Raw genomic sequence first — 16,640 nt, forward strand, 5'->3', positions numbered from 1 at the left:
ATTTTTTATTTTTCTGCATGCTGGAATTTATGACGGCATGCGTAGATCGTAAATGGAATAACTAAGACGATAAGATAAGAAACGATCAGAATCGTTTCATAAATCCCATGCTGTCCAGCTGCAATACTTGCAGGTGGAACAAATGAGATACAAAAAGCAAAAAGTGAAGTCAAAAGACCTAAACAAGCAACGATTACTTTTACAACTTTTCCGCCTGGAACCTGATAGGCTCTTTCAAGACTTTCATCTTTAAACACTAACTTCAAATAGCCAGCGAAAAACATAAAATACAACATTAGGTAGATCACAACAGTCAATGACATTGCTGCAAGAAATGAAAGATTATTCCCCCCGCCACTTAATGTAAAGACGGCTGCCCAGATTGTCGCAACAATCCCATTTGCAATCATCAAATGCGCAGGAACACCTTGTGCATTTTCTTTCGCAAAATATTCAGGAAGTAATCCTTCTTCTGCCGCTACGTGAAGTGCTTTTGAAGGAGAAGTTACCCAAGAAGCTATTTCTCCGATGACACCTAAACAAACAAGGATCGCAAGGATTTTCGCAATCCATGCAAGACTTGGATCAATGTGTCTTAATAAAAATTCTAACGATTGGATCACTCCTGTATTAAGAGACAAACCCTGTTGAGGTACTGTAGTAGCCACAGTCAATCCGCCAAAAGTGTCTAAAATGATTGCTAGAATAACCAATACAAACATTGCTAATGGATAATCCTTTTTAGGGTTTTCCATTTCATTTGCATGACTAGCAGATGTTTCTACTCCCATATACGCTAAAATAAAGGAAACAAAAACAACCAGCGTAGGTAATTTTGAAAAATCAGGAATCAATGTTTTCATAGACAGTGTCGTTTGTAGTGGAGCACCTGAAGCGACATAGTGGATCCCTAAGCCAAACAAGACTAATGCAGGCAATAAGATCCCAGCTACAAAACCGATTCGAGCAATTAAAGAAGTGTATTTGGTTCCTTTTAGCTGAGAGAGCAAAATAGCCCAGAAAATAATCAATAAGATAGCCAATTTTAGAAATTTATTGTTTTGTATAGCATCGATCCCTGTTGCGTAGGATAATGCACCAGTCAAGAAATACAGCATAGTCAAGTAGCCAACAGTTATCTCAAACCATTGGAAAAAGATAGCGGCAAAACCAAATCGTTTTCCCAATGTCCGACTGACCCAAGTATAGACACCGCCTTTTTCCCAGCCTTTCACCGTTGCCATCTCTGCTGCACACAATGCTACAGGGATAAACCATAGCAAACCGCCTAATAACAAGAAAAATACTAAACTGAAGCCAGAGGTCGCAAATGTGGGATATTCATATAATGAAACGACCATTGAGATCGTCATGGCTAAAAAGCCGAAGAACGTTAATTTCTTTGCAGGAATTTTCGTTTTGCTTTGTTGCATGAATCTTCCTCTTTTCTATTTGATTTTGTTTCAATTGCGTTTGTTACCGAAGAAGAAAAAGTCTAATCCTTCTTCCTGCTCTTCTTTTGTAGTAGTGATCGTTGTGAAATGCATGGCTGATTTTAGAATCGCTGCTGTTAGCACATAGGCATAAACGGCAGTAATGATGACACCAATCACTTGGATTCCTAAGAAGTACCAGCTGCTTGGATTTGTTAATAAATGGCTGTTAGATGCAAAAATTCCGATCAGGATCGTCCCTGTGAATCCGCCCATTCCATGGACGCCCCACACATCAAGTGCATCGTCCCATTGTTTCTTTTTACGAAAATCAACAGCAGCATGACAGACGATTCCAGCAATGATTCCAATCAACATGGCACTTTTTGCTTCTACATAACCAGCACAAGGCGTAATGGCTGCCAATCCAGCAACGGATCCTGTTAGTACGTCGACAAAATCAAAGCCATTTCCTTTTACTTTTGCAATAATCAACCAAGTAACCATCGCAAATGCAAGAGCGATGAATGTTGAACCAAATGCATTGACTGCTTGATCATCTGCTCGAAGTGCACCACCGGAGTTAAAACCGAACCAGCCAAACCAAAGTAAACCTGTACCGATAGCTGCTGCCATAAGACTGCTATGCTGATTTCTTTCGCCCATAGGAATCTTTCTTTGTCCAAGTGTGAGGATGCATGCCAATGAACCGAATCCAGCTGTCGTGTGGATGACTGCTCCGCCAGCGAAATCTCTAAATCCCATCTGATCCAAAAATCCGCCGCCCCATATCCAATGGCAAACAGGGAAGTAAATCAGCAAGTTCCAACAAACAACAAGGATAATATAGCCTTTTAAATTCAGTCTCCCTGCAAAAGCTCCTGTCATCAAAGGAACAGTAATCACGATAAACATCAGTTGGTAAAGAAAGAACATCAAAAATGGAATCGTCGCTCCATGGAACATGTTGGGGAAGCTTGTAACATGTCTCATCAAAAAGAAATCTGCTGGGTTTCCAATCATACCGCCGATATCCCGTCCAAATGCCAATCCGAATCCACCGAATACCCACATGATCGTTGTTATCCCAACTGAGAGAAAAGATTGAGTCATGATCGTCAGTATATTATTCTTCCGTGCCAGTCCGCCGTAAAAAAATGCTAAACCAGGAGTCATCAAGCAAACCATTGCTGTACATAAAATCATGAATGCTGTATCTCCTGTATTGATAGGTAATGTATTCATTTTTTCGCTTCCTTTCTACGTTTACGAGTATAAAAGAAAATCTACTTGTATTTTTCTTCTGTTTTTTTGAATACATTCTTGTATTTATAAAAGACAGACAATCAATAAAAGCTTGGTGTGCTGCGTTTTCTTATCGTTTTGACCAAATAAAGACAAAAAAATAAACGACTTCTTTTATAGAAAACCGTTTATTTTCGCCTTTATTTATTTTTCAAGCTATTTTTTCATAAAGAATAAAGAATACTTCATATAAAAAAAGAACCGCAGCAAGTTTCGCTGCGGTTCTCAAATTTGTTCTTCATTTCAACATAAGTTTTTCTTCAATTTGCTTATAATTTACGTGCAAAGAATGAAACGACTAATACTAAAATGATTGCACCGATTAATGATGGAATGATAGCCATTCCTGCAATTGTTGGTCCCCAAGTTCCTAATAAAGCTTGTCCAATGGCTGAACCAACTAAACCAGCAATGATGTTCGCGATGATTCCCATTGATGATCCTTTATTCGTGATTGCTCCTGCAATTGCTCCGATGATACCTCCGACGATTAATGCCCAAATAAATCCCATTTTAAATTCCTCCTAACTGACTTTTTACTTCTTATTGTACACGTGGTTCGTTATTTTCTTTGACTTTTTGTGCACCTTTGCCTACAGCAGATTTTGCTTTATCTGTTTGGCGTGAAGCAAATTGTCCTGTTGATTTTGCTGCTTCTGTTACTTTGTCTTGTACTGTTTCTTGATCTTTTTGGTATTCTTCTTGTGTTTTGATGTCTGCAACATTCACATTCACTTCGATAACATCTAAATGTGTCATATTGTTGACTTCAGTACTGATCAATTCTTTGATTTGGTTGTAGATGTCTTCAATGTCTTTACCGTATTCTACAATCACATCTAAGTCCACAGCTACTTGTTTCTTCCCTACTTCTGTATTGATACCTGCTGTTACATTATCTGTGTTGACTAATTTTTCAGCCATATTTGAGAAGAATCCGCCATCTAATGTCAATAGACCGTCTACATCTTTCAATGCATAGCCGATGATTTTTTGGATAACTTTGTCTTCATAAGTCAATTCACCATTCATCATGCGGTTTTCTCCTTTTTCATTTGCCAAAACTGATCCATTTGTTGTGTTCATGTTTTTGTTTTCCATCTTTGTTTCCTCCTATGATTTAAAAAATTGATCCACTATTCCTGTCTGTTTCAAATAAAATCCGATTCCTGCGCCAATTGCTGTCATGATGATGATCAACAATGTTTTGAAAAATCCAATCGTTAACCATAAAACAGCTAGCAGTAGTCCAAGACCCCCAAAGATAATAGGGAGCTTGTATGCTGAAAATAGTTCTTTCATTATTTGGCCCTCCTATTCCACTCGAGAGTGCTTGTAGTCTCTTGTATCTTCTTGTTCTTCATAACCGCTGTATGTGACTGCCACTTTGACTGTTTCTTTTGTTCCAAGTACTCTAGTCACTTCTTCTTCGATGTCTTGCATCAGTACACCTGTTTTCCCCACTAATGAAGAAGTTCGCTTCAAGTCTCCGTTAACATGGATATGGATTCGATTTTTCGTTGAACGTATCCGTACTTTAGGTGAATGAATGAACTCTTCTTCGTGTAAATGGGAACGTACCAGCCCTTCAATCGCTTTTTTGTCGATCGTCAATTTGCCATCTTCCCGTTTCATAACGAAAGTTCCTCTTGATTTTGGATAGAAAAGAACGACTAGCAAGATGATAATAGCAAGAACGGCAAATACTACAGCTGCCCAGAAAATATATTGTTGCATGTAGTAATTCGTTAAGGTAAAGAAGCGAAATCGTTCCAATTGTTCAGGCATAATATACGGCGCATTGATTAACGCAATCGCTAGAAATACTGAAAGTAGCAGCAAACTCATGATAACACCGATTATTTTTAACCCCTTATTCATTTTCCACCTCCTATAAACTTATTTTTACCCTGTAAATAACTCTACCGACAATCACAGTATAGAGAGAAAATGGTTAGCTTAGCACCAGTAAATAAAACGCTACCAAACATTGTTGGATCATAACGGCGTTTTATCGTCTGTCGGATACTGAAATAACAACTGCTTGCTTATTCTCTATTTCTTTTTGATTGCTGGCTATACTTAAAGGATATTATTCAAGATTAAAAATTGCAAAGATTATGCTCAGTTATTATTACAAAATTCTATTTATTTATTAAAATTTTTCAGTGAAGAAAAAAACGCAATAAAATAACTTAAGTTACTTTATTGCGTTTTTACTTTATTTTTCTATTATCATTTTTCTTATTCTCTTCTTTGGTTTATACTATTCTTATAAATAAAAACGAGGTATGTCCTATGATGAAAAGATTGTATTATTCATTGATCATAACGATTGGCTATTTGATTGTATCGAATCTTGGAAATATGGTATTTGGTATCAGTAAAGAATTCAGCTGGACTACTACACTATGGGAATCTTTATTCTTTTTCATCTTTGTATTTTTGTTACAAAACTATCGAAAAAAATAAAACTGTGCCAACGATCTGTTGGCACAGTTTTTAGGACTTACGGTACTTTTTATTCGGCAATCCATTTTATTTTTACTTATTTTTCTACTTCTTTTTTTAATGCCTCTGGTACTTTTGGTTCATAAACTAAACCAATACAGGTACTTCCGCTTATTACAGCCTTTTCGGCAACGCTGATAGCAATTGTTGTGATTGCATGTGAGAGACTAAATTTAGTTTGTGTGTGTTTCATTTGATAATCTTCCTTTCTTTTTTTGGAATGAATACAAGTAAGATTGCGGTCAACATACCCAGTAATATCATGACTCTTGAATCATTTGCTGGAATCACTGAACCGATCAGCGTGAGGCTTATTCCTGTTATCACTAGTTTGTTTCTTACGCTTCTTCTTTTTTGTTGGTCTTGTGCGATAAAGGAACCAATAATTCCTAAAACCATACTAAGAATAGCTGCTCCGATGAAATATTCGTAGCGTGTAAGTTCCAAATTGTAATGATTAGCCAAAACAGGCAGCGCCACCAATAATCCCATACTATAGAGCGTGCAGGCCATGCTTCGGCTTGCATGATATCCTTTTGCATATCTTCGTACAGCAACAAAAGACAAATGAGTGGTGATCACAGCAAAAATGCTATGTAAGAAAAACGCTGTTACGTAAATAAGCATGAACTTGAAAAGATTAATGAACAGGATCGCTAATCCATAGTTGACTTTTGCTTCATCCAGTTCTGTTAACCCATATTTCTCTCCGAGTTTTCTGCTCATCTTGCTTGACAGCTTCTCTTCAAGAGACAGATATTCATTTGGCATATCGTTTACCCCTTTCTCACTTTTGATTATACTAAAAATAAGGATGCATATATTAAAAAGTAAAAAGTGCGCGTTTTTTTTACATAACTGCAGTGTTATCTTTCTTAATACCCCCTTTATATTCTTTAGGTCTAAAATATTCTATAAAAAAAGAACGTGACATTCGTCACGCTCCTTTGCTAAATGCAATCAATAATTTTTTTAAACTTCGGGTGGAAACAAGACACTTTTCTCCGTTAGACATAAGGATCGTTCTTTCCTTCTTGTTGATGGAACAAATATTATCCACATTTACAACAAACGATTGATGGCAACGGTAAAAGCTCGGGCTAAACGATTCGATCTCTTTGATTTTTCCATTATATTCTAGCATTCGATTTTCAAGATGAACGATCACTTTGTGAGGAACAGGACTGGATTCAAAAAACAAGATTTCGTCTACGAACAATTTTGTATTGATTGGTCCACTCTTAATACGAATCTGTTCTCTTGTAGGTAAAATTGTATCAAGATATCTTTGGTTAGCCACATCGATACATTTTGTCACGCTTTCTTGCAGCAGTGTATCGTTCCCCTTCACAATATAATCCATTGCTTCTACTTTATATAAAAAAGTGAGATAAGCTAAATCTGTGTAACTGGTCACAAAAATAATTTTTGCTAGTGGATCGTATTCTCTAATCGTAGCGGCTAGATTGATTCCATTCATATTGGCACTTAAGTCAATGTCTAAAAAATAGATGCCTTCTGTTTTATTTGAACGTATATATGAAAGCAGCACTTCCGGGTCCGAGGTATCCATTTGAAATTTGATGTCATAATCTTGCATCATTAAATAATTTTGGATCATCTTTGCTAATTTTAATCTAAATGCTCCGTCATCTTCGCAAACAAAAATTTTCAACATAAAGATTTTACCCCTCCCAAATTGTCAGTATTTGAATAAACTGCCCTTCTTCGATTTTAGTATCTAAGTACACATTTTTATTCAACTGAACTAATTCATCAAGATTGCTTAGACCAATCCCACGTTCTTTCCCTTTTGATGAATAAGATTTTTTCTTTAATACATGTAAATCAGGTATATCAGAACGACATTTATTGGCAATAATAAAGGTTATCGCTTCTTCTTGTCTCAATCCGGCAAACAAGATTTTCGGCTTATCTATAATAGAAGATTCTTCAACTGCATTATCTAGTATGATCCCCAGCATCCGAACTAGCATGATAGAAGGAACGGGGAAAGAATCCAATTTTTGTGGCACATTTACGTCTATTTCTATTCCTTTTTCATGAGCTAGATACAACTTGCTCAAAACGATACTTTTTATTTCCTTGACTTCAAGATTTCTTATCGGTGACATTTCTAATAATTCCTGATCAAAAAGAGTTCCAGTTTCCTTGATATGGGAGTAAAAAAAATGTTTCATCCCATCTATATCATTACTTTGGATATAATTTTCCATAGAAACCAGTATGTTTTTGTAGTCGTGCTTGAACTTACGTATTTCCATATAACTTTTTTCGATTTGCTCACTGTATTCGATAAGATATTCCATTCGATTCTTTTCTTCTTTACTTTTATATTCTGCCTTTTTTATATAAACAGCTAAAAAGCTGATAAGAATAGCAAAAAGGCTATATGCCAGCATAAAAATCCCATGAGCACCCTTCATGAAACAGTCTAAATCTGAAAAGCGTTCCATCATAAGAAAAATGAAATAAATCAAAAACGTCGCAATAACAGTATACTTACTAATATCATATACCATCGATTCAAGGGGTACTTTTTTCAATATATAATTCCTTAAATAAAATGCGAAACATAAATATAAAATAATTGATAAAAAGCACATACCCAAATCATTCATCATTATAGATAATGATTTTAAGATAACGTAAATTAGATAATTAGAAAAAATAAGCAGGATAATAGATAACGAAGCATAGAATAAAGCTGATTGAAGCGTCTCTTCATGATAAATCACGAGAGCACACATGACTAGCCATACCAAACCAGTGGCAATTACATTTATCCATTGATAAAGCACCGATATCAACAGGATAACCAAGATTGATAATAAAGCATACTTTTTATTTCTTAGTTTCTTGTTCAAATAGCCCAATCCAACAAACATCGTCATCAGCTGCCCTGATATAAGTAGAGAATAACTTAACTGTAAAATATTCAATTTTAGAACCTCACTTTATGCATGTTTTACATAACAAAATAAACAGCAATTATGAATAAAAAAATTTATTTTTTAAGTTTTTCCCCATAAAAATTGTAACATAGTTTACTAACTATTTGTAAATAACATATTTAAAAGTTTCCTTATAAATCAAAAAGAATCAAATGCTAACTTCAATTAAAACTCTCAAATACTATAAAATCATATTTACTAAAAACGACAAAAATTTATTGTTTTTCGATAAAAAGTAATTGCTTTTCAATAATTATTCTGCTATATTTTAGCTATCAAAGATAAAAGAGGGATAAAAATGAAATTAAAAACATTATTATTAAAGTTTGTTGTTTTAGGTATAAGTGCCGTATTTATTTTATTCGGTATACTTTTTTATACTCAGATTGCTACAAGCGAAAAAGGATTCAATTTTGATTGGCAGACGACTTTATTCGTTTCTGTCATCTACTTTGCCCTTCTCTTAGGGATTATTATTGCTTATTTTTTATTGAGGCTGTTGAAACAAATCGAAGAAAACCAGGCCTTTTCTAATCAAAGCTTGGACATTCTAAAAAAAATCGAACGAACGATTCTGATTATTGGTTTTGCCTTTTTCGGCTTGCTTCCTAAATTTTTGAAAGTGGCAGATTTAGATGATGCTCCTGGTTTGATGTTGGTAGGAATTGCTGTCGTATTCATTCCTTTTGCCGTATATACTTTGACAAGCGTGTTGGAAAATCTGCTCGAACATGCGATTTTACTTAAGACAGATCATGACTTGACAGTGTGAGGTGCGACATGGCTATTATCGTTAATCTAGATGTAGTATTGGCTCAAAAAAAGATGAGTGTAACAGAATTGAGTGAAAAAGTGGGTATTACGATGGCAAATATCTCTATTCTAAAAACCGGAAAAGCAAAAGCTATCCGTTTTTCTACCCTCGAAAAAATCTGTGAAGTATTAGAGTGTCAACCGGGAAATTTGTTAAGTTATCAAAAAGACCTCGATCCTATACCAAAAAAATGAATATAAAGCATAACAATCAGTAAAAAAATAATCTGAATAATAGATGTATGAGACCTTTAGCGGTCATTACATCTATTATTCAGATATTTTTTATTTTGATGGAATATCCTGTTGTCTATAGATATGTATTTACACGTAGAGAGACTTTTCTTCTACTACTTGGTGCTTCTCCTGATAAAAATGAAGAAGATTTTGGATCTCACGTTGATTTGGAAATAGAGAAATACCGAAGATCGGAATGTTTGTCTCCTCCTCCATCCTCGCATTCGTAAGGATACAATCGATATCCGGATAGTATAAATTCGTTTCTTTCTGATAAAAGTTTGGAAGAACACCAAATTGATAATAGTCTCCCAATTTTTCTTGCAATCTTTTTGCTATGTCATCCGCTTGTTTTTTTCTTGTATTTGTGACTATCACTGCTTTTAATTTATTTTCTTTCCCTTCAATGTATGATAGCAATAATGGCCAGTCGAAAAGAATTTCTAAGATAGCATAGCGAACAAATGAATCAAGTTCAGGAATGACGTATCCTTTTTCTCTGCAGTCATCTACCATCTTTCCCTTTAATTCTTCATATAAACAGGCTAAAATCGGCGGATCAACTATCGTTGTCTGGCTTGGATCATTTAGGATATATTCTGGAAATCGTGGTTGTGTCAGTATCTCTTTACATCGTTGAACGATCAAATCTTTGTTCTCACATTCCAACTGATATTTTTTTTCCAAGCAATCCATCCATATCATTAAACAATTACCGATACAAAAATGATACTCTCTTTGCTCGCTTGCATTTCTTATTTTCAAAGCAGTATGAATGACTTCTGTATCAAATATCCACTGCCAGATTTTTTCTTCCCGCGGCAAAGAAAAATGGCTCAAGTGATTTTTCTCCAAGAATGAAAAGGTGAAACAGCTGTTTTTATTTTGCTCCAATCCCGTTTTATTTTTGTTGAATCGTTGTATACGACAAGCAATAAAAAAATGTAAAAAACATAAGGTTTTCGGATCATTTTTTGCTACCTCATATAGCTGGTTTTCTTTTAAAAATAGGATGACCACATCATAAGTTGCCTCGCTAAAAGAACGATTAAAAATACTAGCAGGAGAAGGATATTTTTCCATCAACAAACGAGCTGTAAGACCGTCGATCACCTGACCCTCTCCGACAATCCGAGTCAACCCTTTGATCCTCAAATCGTATTTTTTTAATTTTGATTGGATTTTCTTTACGATTCTTCGCAATGTGCTTTCTGAAATATACAGATACTCTGCTAATTCTAAATAATTCTCTTTTGGATGTAGCAGTATGGTTTCTAAATATCTATATTCAGTAGATTGGGCGATCACGATCTGATAAATATGATCTTTTGTGAAGGCAGGTGAAAATATAGCTGTCACACCAGCATCCCGATCAGTGACGATTTGGATATCGGAAGAATATGTATTGATTTCTATAAAATCGTTCCGTAATGTTTTTCCAGAACTTGCCAATCTTTTTTCCAATTGCCTAAGACGGCAACGTTCCCCCTCGAATAGTATTTCTAACAGATTCAACTGACGTTGTAATTTTTTTGAGAGAAGATTCAACATGTTTCCACCCCTTTCTAACAAAATTCTTTTGATACATCCTGATAGATAAATGTAAAAGCACTCAATGTCGGTTTCCCTTATTGAGTGCTTGTGATTATATTATATCGTGTATCTGCTTTAGAATTAGGAGCTTTGAGAACTATTTTTTCTTACTTAAGCAAAAAACGGTTATTGATTTTCAGCTTTCTCTTTTGCTTTTCTTCTCATAACAATCGCCCCTATGCCTGCTACTAACGCGATACCAATCAATGTCCATGCAGTATTCCTAATTGCATTGGTTTGTGGCATATTCAGTGAAGATTCATTATCTGCACTTGTTGTTGGATCATCTTGGATACTTGGTGTCGTCCCTTCATTTCGTTCCGTACTGCCGCTTGTACCTTCATTATTTGTATGATTATTTTGCGATTCATTTGTACTGGAATTCGTCGTGTGATCACGTACTTCATACGGCATATTCAATTCTGTTGAAAAACCGCCATAAGAACTGTCTGTCGTCACATTGACTGCGACATTGTTCCGACCAGGAGTTGATGTGTCGATTTCAGAATTTAAAGAGACTGTATAAAGATTTTCTGGAATGACCTTGTCATTTACTTTTACATTTTTGATAAATGATTTAAGATCTAGTTCCGTGGCACCTCGTGGAATTTCTACTTTATTAGCTTCTACATCAATTTTCCCGCTTGGTTCGAACCCATATTCTGTGACTTCATAATAAGCATATTGAGAACCATAAGTGAAGTTCTTCTCCTGCTCATCTTCCATCAGCATATTTCGTCTAAACTCTTTTGTATGATAGATTCTGATAATATCACCCACATTGACATTCAATGGCTGTCCACTATTGAATCGAGACAATGCTTGTTCAATCGTCCGATTTCCTGTTACGTCATAAGTGAACCTGCTAGTGGTATTATCTTTGTTCATCACATCGAATTGATAATAGATCGAGCGGTCGGAGTAATCATGCACTACTTTGGACAACTCTGTATTCGCCACGCCTTGTGATGCTCGGATCATCAGCTGATTGTTCTGATTGTTTGGGTTTTTCTGATTGATCAAGCTAAATGCGCCAATCGTTGCGCCGTCATTGTTTTTGACTCGGATCGTGCTTCCCCATTTCACTACATAAGGGATCTTCACTTCTGTGAATCCAGTACCATCAGTCGTGCTTACTCTCACACGAACCCCTTTTTCTCCCACAGTTGTTGTATCAAAGTTAGACAATTGTTCCACCGTATAAAGATCACTCGTTAGCGGACGTCCGTTGAATGTCACATTTTGGATCAATTCTGCCGGGTTCACTGTATTCGTCTCATGTCCTAATAGCAGTTCTTGTGAAATCGGATCTGCCTTGATATCCGTAAACGGCTCAAACCCTTCTTCTGTTACTTTATAATAGGCATAATTAGAACCACCAGTGTAATCTCTGACCATTTCATCCATCATCAGAAGATTTCTTCCTTGTGTCTCCGCATGATAGACTTTGATGGTATCTCCTACATTGACTGCTAACGGCTGCCCGTTGTTGAAGCCGTTTACTGCTTGACGGATCAAGGTATTCCCTGTCACTTCATAGTTGTATTTACGCGTGTCGTTTTCCAGCACTTCGATGGCATAATAGATTCCTCTGCCGAACGGATTGTTCACTGGACGATTCAAGTCCGTGTTGCTTGAACCAGGAGAAGCATGGATTGCGAACTGATCGCCTTCTTTTAATAAACTAAACGCGCCGACGGTCATTTCTTCCAGTCCTCGAAGAACGAATGTACTTCCCCACTGTACTTCATAAGGGACTTCGATTTCGGTTTCAGCTAACCCATCATTCATCGTAATCTTTACTTTTGTCGTTCGTTTTCCAGTTGTACTTGTGTCAATCTCTGTCACTTGTTCGATCGTGTAACGATCCTCTGAGATACTTTGATGATTGATCGTGACATCTTTGACTAGTTCATTGACATCTAACGTGCTGACGTCATCCCTCAAAGAGAACATTTGCGAAGTCCCTTCTGCTTCCATCACTGGAATCGGTTCTAGTCCGAATGCAGTCACTCTGTAATAAGCATATTCGGAATCATAAGTGAAATCCCGTTCTTCTTCATCAATCATGACAATTGAACTGTTTGGCGATTTCTGCGGATGATAGATCTTGATCACATCATCCAATCGTACATCATAGTAGCCATTCCCGTTCCCAAAGTTATCAATCACTTGTCGTAAGGTACCCCTACCGAGCACTTCATAATTGTAAACCGACTGATTATTTCTCAGGACTTCCAAAGTGTAATACAAGGCGTGCATCGATTCTTCCGTACCGACCCGTTCATCTAACGCTGAAGGCAACCCACTGGTAACGGTTAATCTAGCTGCATTCCCACTTCTCAGATGCAAGGAATAAGCTCCTGCTGAACCACCTTCGCTTGACTTGATCATGAACGTATCTCCCCAAAGATAATTGACCGATGTTTCGGCTGTTCCTTTGATCGTTTCCCCTGAAATCGGGTGTTTCGCTTGTACCGTGATCCGAATGTCTTGTTTGCCAGCGATCGTATTCGTCGGCTCTGTCGATTCTGCTGCGACGAATTCTAGATCATCGACCGCAACTGATTCCCCTTCAAAAGTGGCTTCTTCGATATAATTTTTAAACGTACTCGCAAGTGACGCAGAAGTTTCTCCTAATGAACGGTCTTCCATTGGCTTCAATTTCAGCTGGATCGCCGGATCAGGAAGTACAGGAAGTGGTTCAAATCCGAAAGCCGTGACACGATAATAGGCGTTATCTGTCCCGTAAGTGAAATCCTGTTCTTCTTCTTCTACCATCAAGACTGAGCTTCCTGCACTCTTTTGTGGATGCTGAATATTGATGATATCGCCCAACTGTACATCAAGGTATCCATTTCCATTTCCGAATGTCGTGATCACTTGCTGTAAAGTAGCTCTCCCCGGCACTTCATGGTAATAAGCTTGTCGGTCATTTCGTAGCACCTCAATAGAGTAATACAACGAATCTTCCAGACCAATCCGTTCATCAAGAGGAGAATCTAATCCTCGAGTTGCCACGATTCGAGCATTATTCCCATTTCTCAACTGGAAGGCGTATGCACCCGCTGATTGTCCATTATGAGCTTTCAGTAAAAACGTGTCCCCCCAACGGACATTGACCTTCGTTTCAGCTGTTCCTTTGATCATTCGACCTGTAACGGGATGCCTCGTGTGAACAGTCAGTTTGAGCGGCTGTTCTCCTACGATAGAATAATCTGGCTCTGTTGATTCAGCGGTGACAAACTCTAAGTCAGCTGTATTAAGCCTCTGCCCTTCCATCGTCGCTTCTTGGATATATTCACGGAATGAAGAGGAAAGTGTAGGATAATTTCCACCGAGATGTCGATTTTCCACATCCTGCAATTTTAGTTCTACCTCTGGTTGAGGAAGAACATCCATCGTGATCGAACCAGTAGCTTCCCGACCATCAGCAGCCGTTGCTTTTGCCCGCCACGTTTTCGTACCAGCTGAACTCGTATCAGCATCGAGCCACTCTAACTGATGTGTCTGTCCAAGAGGGTCTCTCACGTCAAAGTAGTCAGCAGGATTAGGGATTGCTTCGTTCACGTAAATGGAATGCGGGCCAGCCTTCCCAGTAACTTGTAAATCTCTTGATTGGACAGTTATTGGAACATTTACTGTAGCCGTTCTGCCCGATCTATCTTCTGTTACCTTGATTCTAGTATTTTGGGTGCCCGCTGTAAACATTCTTGGCGGAATTTCCCATTCTGTCTTCAGATCCCACTTGACATTGCTCTGATCAATTTCCACATAACTAGATGGATCAGGGAGATCATTTCCTATCCATAGATAATGCGGTCCATCTTTTGCTTCAACTCCAAGTTCTCCCATGGCTTGTGCTGCAGAAAGAAAGTTTATTGTTTTTATAGAATTTGTGGAGACTGGGCCGGAGCTGTCAAACCTTAGCGCAAGGATTAGCCGTATTTCCATAGTTTCTGTGCCTAAATTTTGTTGATTTCCTATTCTAGTTAGAGTCATTGATTGAGTGTCCCAAGCGGTACCACGAACTGACAAGTCATATCTCCAATTCCCACTTTCTGTATAAGAACTTTGAACATCGTTAGTTACACCATGGGGCCAAATAATCACTGTATTGTTATGAAGCGCATTAGAAGGAAAATTAGGACGAATACCTTCGGGCATATTAAATATGTCTTCTATCTGTGGTAAAAAATGAATTTCTATCATTTCCCCATTTGTAAAAGAATGATTATGTTTTTTCATTGCCTCATTCAACCTATATTCGATCAAACGTGCAGCAAAATTTATTGCTTCTTCTTGTATTTCTTCACGTGACCATCTAGCTAGTCGTGACTCCTGAAGGACATTCTCCATTCGTAACTCTTCTTTTTCTTGTGTTTCTATGGGTAATCGTGGCAAGGTAGATGCTCGAGGTTTGTTTTCCTCTTCATTCGTTTCTTCTTGCTCTTTCTCTTCTTGAGGGCGCAATTGCCTTAATGCGGGTAATTCGATCGAATGTAAGGCAGACGTGGCTTCTACTACGGTACCGCCCATATTCCCTAGAACCAGCCCCAAGGATAGTGTACTAGTTAATAGCTTTTTTACTTTTTTCAATGAACGTTTTACCTCCTTTATTTTTCCTATACAGATCAAAAGCGGTCTGTTTTAAACCGTCAGCAAAGAAGGTATGCTATTTTCTTGTCTTAAACATAAATAAATCGTGTAAAAATAGTTTTACTTGTTTCCAACCTCCGTAGCTTTTGCTCATTTGTCACAAATCGAATCAATCAAACAATATTGATTTTGCTAAACACCTAACGATCATTTGTTGTGACAAACTTGACGGTCAGCATTGTACGTGAATTGCTCCTATTCCCCTTCTTACGATCTTTGAATATGTAGTTCTCTCCCCAATAATCGTAACTGGGTGCTTCCCACTCCTTTCTTTTTGGTTTTATGCGGGAGCAAACTCCCACATTTATACTGTAAAGGGGTTCTTTCTATTATGTAATGCCACTTTTTCCCATTTAATATGGAGTTTTTGACAGAATGTTTCGAATAACAACGATCCACTACTCTTTTTTCTTTTTAACGTTAATTTGATAATAATGTTTATTTATTTAAAATTAAATTAGATAACATTTGTTACGACACGAAAAAGCTTCACAAACAAATATCGTTATTTTAAAATGAGGGCGAACTCACACAATTAGGAGGAATAGTATGCCATTCATTGTTTACTTTTTTCTTTCATTACTCGTGATCTATATCCCATTACCAACATTCTTTCTGCTCGTCAATCGTCTAGCAGAGCAACATGATACGATTACTGCTCTTACGAAGCTTTGTTTACTTCTATTTGTTTGCCTAGATTACTTTACCAGCTATTATTGGCTAAAACAGACAAGAGTAAAAAAGAGATATTATTTCTTCCTTGTCTTTTTCAATCTCTTTGAGTTTCTGATCCATTGCTTTTTACTTCATCAGTATCATACGATCCATCTGTGGATCATCTGGGTCTTTCAAGCGGTCGTACTATTTTGTATATTCACCTTCCCTCTCTCAAGAAAATTTAGAGAGACATTCTTTTATTAAAGAAGCTTCTCTGTATCAATAAAGACACATTTAAGTAAAAATTGGTTAATATACTGGTTTTTTCTTAAAAACTTTTAAAAAACTCAGTGGGAATTTATCCACACAAATAAAGGGCTGTGACAAAAATCTTGTCACAGCCCTTATTCCGAATAAACGGTGTTCTCTTACCAACTCCTCGGTCACAAGTCACAAC

General features: G+C 37.0%; 16 protein-coding genes. 4 read left to right on the plus strand and 12 right to left on the minus strand.

The features are described 5' to 3' along the window. Positions 1-5 precede the first annotated feature (5 nt). The 6 genes from ESP02_RS02180 to amaP form a co-directional block, all read right to left on the minus strand. A complete protein-coding gene (locus ESP02_RS02180) occupies positions 6-1,433 on the minus strand; it encodes an amino acid permease (RefSeq protein WP_002374691.1) in 1,428 nt (475 codons plus the stop codon). A 30-nt stretch (positions 1,434-1,463) separates the two neighbouring features. Next, a complete protein-coding gene (locus tag ESP02_RS02185; protein WP_002374689.1) occupies positions 1,464-2,678 on the minus strand; it encodes an ammonium transporter in 1,215 nt (404 codons plus the stop codon). Positions 2,679-3,007: 329 nt separating this feature from the next. Next, the gene (locus ESP02_RS02195) at positions 3,008-3,250 is read right to left on the minus strand and encodes a GlsB/YeaQ/YmgE family stress response membrane protein (protein WP_002290686.1); all 243 of its coding nucleotides are present in this window, start codon (positions 3,248-3,250) and stop codon (positions 3,008-3,010) included. Positions 3,251-3,281: 31 nt separating this feature from the next. Then, positions 3,282-3,839, minus strand: a complete 558-nt coding sequence (locus tag ESP02_RS02200) for an Asp23/Gls24 family envelope stress response protein (RefSeq protein WP_002295944.1) — start codon at positions 3,837-3,839, stop codon at positions 3,282-3,284. 12 nt (positions 3,840-3,851) lie between these two features. Further along, complete coding sequence (locus ESP02_RS02205) at positions 3,852-4,040, minus strand: DUF2273 domain-containing protein (protein WP_002290682.1); 189 nt, start codon at positions 4,038-4,040, stop codon at positions 3,852-3,854. Between the two features lie 12 nt (positions 4,041-4,052). Next, positions 4,053-4,619: an alkaline shock response membrane anchor protein AmaP gene (amaP, locus tag ESP02_RS02210; protein ID WP_002297459.1), complete on the minus strand. Its 567-nt coding sequence runs from the start codon at positions 4,617-4,619 to the stop codon at positions 4,053-4,055. Between the two features lie 417 nt (positions 4,620-5,036). Here amaP and ESP02_RS13250 point away from each other — a divergent pair, with 417 nt between their 5' ends. Continuing rightward, on the plus strand, positions 5,037-5,210 hold the full coding sequence (locus tag ESP02_RS13250) for a hypothetical protein (protein ID WP_002291299.1): 174 nt from the start codon (positions 5,037-5,039) through the stop codon (positions 5,208-5,210). Positions 5,211-5,286: 76 nt separating this feature from the next. Here ESP02_RS13250 and ESP02_RS02220 read toward each other — a convergent pair whose 3' ends face one another. The 4 genes from ESP02_RS02220 to ESP02_RS02235 all read right to left on the minus strand — a co-directional run bounded on the left by ESP02_RS02220 (position 5,287) and on the right by ESP02_RS02235 (position 8,212). Continuing rightward, on the minus strand, positions 5,287-5,442 hold the full coding sequence (locus ESP02_RS02220; protein WP_002291297.1) for a cyclic lactone autoinducer peptide: 156 nt from the start codon (positions 5,440-5,442) through the stop codon (positions 5,287-5,289). Next, positions 5,439-6,020: an accessory gene regulator B family protein gene (locus ESP02_RS02225; protein WP_002374686.1), complete on the minus strand. Its 582-nt coding sequence runs from the start codon at positions 6,018-6,020 to the stop codon at positions 5,439-5,441. The genes ESP02_RS02220 and ESP02_RS02225 overlap by 4 nt, the downstream gene beginning before the upstream one ends. Positions 6,021-6,186: 166 nt before the next feature. Continuing rightward, positions 6,187-6,927 (minus strand): LytTR family DNA-binding domain-containing protein, encoded by a 741-nt coding sequence (locus ESP02_RS02230; RefSeq protein ID WP_002374684.1) that lies wholly within the window; start codon positions 6,925-6,927, stop codon positions 6,187-6,189. Positions 6,928-6,934: 7 nt separating this feature from the next. Beyond that, positions 6,935-8,212 carry a GHKL domain-containing protein gene (locus tag ESP02_RS02235; protein ID WP_025478517.1) on the minus strand — a complete coding sequence of 426 codons (1,278 nt, stop codon included), beginning with the start codon at positions 8,210-8,212 and terminating at the stop codon, positions 6,935-6,937. A 310-nt stretch (positions 8,213-8,522) separates the two neighbouring features. Between ESP02_RS02235 and ESP02_RS02240 the strand changes: the two genes are divergently transcribed. Both ESP02_RS02240 and ESP02_RS02245 read left to right on the plus strand, forming a co-directional pair. Next, positions 8,523-8,996 (plus strand): DUF2975 domain-containing protein, encoded by a 474-nt coding sequence (locus ESP02_RS02240; RefSeq protein ID WP_002374680.1) that lies wholly within the window; start codon positions 8,523-8,525, stop codon positions 8,994-8,996. Positions 8,997-9,004: 8 nt separating this feature from the next. Next, positions 9,005-9,232: a helix-turn-helix transcriptional regulator gene (locus ESP02_RS02245; protein WP_002374678.1), complete on the plus strand. Its 228-nt coding sequence runs from the start codon at positions 9,005-9,007 to the stop codon at positions 9,230-9,232. Between the two features lie 129 nt (positions 9,233-9,361). Here ESP02_RS02245 and ESP02_RS02250 read toward each other — a convergent pair whose 3' ends face one another. Next, a complete protein-coding gene (locus ESP02_RS02250) occupies positions 9,362-10,825 on the minus strand; it encodes a helix-turn-helix domain-containing protein (protein WP_002374676.1) in 1,464 nt (487 codons plus the stop codon). Between the two features lie 168 nt (positions 10,826-10,993). Further along, positions 10,994-15,466 carry an LPXTG cell wall anchor domain-containing protein gene (locus ESP02_RS02255; protein ID WP_025478516.1) on the minus strand — a complete coding sequence of 1,491 codons (4,473 nt, stop codon included), beginning with the start codon at positions 15,464-15,466 and terminating at the stop codon, positions 10,994-10,996. A gap of 609 nt (positions 15,467-16,075) precedes the next feature. Here ESP02_RS02255 and ESP02_RS02260 point away from each other — a divergent pair. Next, positions 16,076-16,447, plus strand: a complete 372-nt coding sequence (locus ESP02_RS02260; RefSeq protein WP_002374673.1) for a hypothetical protein — start codon at positions 16,076-16,078, stop codon at positions 16,445-16,447. The last annotated feature ends 193 nt before the right edge of the window (positions 16,448-16,640 follow it).

This window comes from Enterococcus sp. NBRC 3427 (genome assembly GCF_007996925.1).
In the GTDB taxonomy this organism is placed as follows: Bacteria; Bacillota; Bacilli; order Lactobacillales; family Enterococcaceae; genus Enterococcus_B; species Enterococcus_B lactis.

Bases quoted from the DNA above. Each gene is read 5' to 3' on its own strand.
- ESP02_RS02230 (WP_002374684.1), bottom strand. From the start codon at position 6,927: ATGTTGAAAATTTTTGTTTGCGAAGATGACGGAGCATTTAGATTAAAA.
- ESP02_RS02185 (WP_002374689.1), bottom strand. From the start codon at position 2,678: ATGAATACATTACCTATCAATACAGGAGATACAGCATTCATGATTTTA.
- ESP02_RS02205 (WP_002290682.1), bottom strand. From the start codon at position 4,040: ATGAAAGAACTATTTTCAGCATACAAGCTCCCTATTATCTTTGGGGGT.
- ESP02_RS02245 (WP_002374678.1), top strand. From the start codon at position 9,005: ATGGCTATTATCGTTAATCTAGATGTAGTATTGGCTCAAAAAAAGATG.
- ESP02_RS02260 (WP_002374673.1), top strand. From the start codon at position 16,076: ATGCCATTCATTGTTTACTTTTTTCTTTCATTACTCGTGATCTATATC.
- amaP (WP_002297459.1), bottom strand. From the start codon at position 4,619: ATGAATAAGGGGTTAAAAATAATCGGTGTTATCATGAGTTTGCTGCTA.
- ESP02_RS02200 (WP_002295944.1), bottom strand. From the start codon at position 3,839: ATGGAAAACAAAAACATGAACACAACAAATGGATCAGTTTTGGCAAAT.
- ESP02_RS02250 (WP_002374676.1), bottom strand. From the start codon at position 10,825: ATGTTGAATCTTCTCTCAAAAAAATTACAACGTCAGTTGAATCTGTTA.
- ESP02_RS13250 (WP_002291299.1), top strand. From the start codon at position 5,037: ATGATGAAAAGATTGTATTATTCATTGATCATAACGATTGGCTATTTG.
- ESP02_RS02180 (WP_002374691.1), bottom strand. From the start codon at position 1,433: ATGCAACAAAGCAAAACGAAAATTCCTGCAAAGAAATTAACGTTCTTC.
- ESP02_RS02240 (WP_002374680.1), top strand. From the start codon at position 8,523: ATGAAATTAAAAACATTATTATTAAAGTTTGTTGTTTTAGGTATAAGT.
- ESP02_RS02195 (WP_002290686.1), bottom strand. From the start codon at position 3,250: ATGGGATTTATTTGGGCATTAATCGTCGGAGGTATCATCGGAGCAATT.
- ESP02_RS02225 (WP_002374686.1), bottom strand. From the start codon at position 6,020: ATGCCAAATGAATATCTGTCTCTTGAAGAGAAGCTGTCAAGCAAGATG.
- ESP02_RS02220 (WP_002291297.1), bottom strand. From the start codon at position 5,442: ATGAAACACACACAAACTAAATTTAGTCTCTCACATGCAATCACAACA.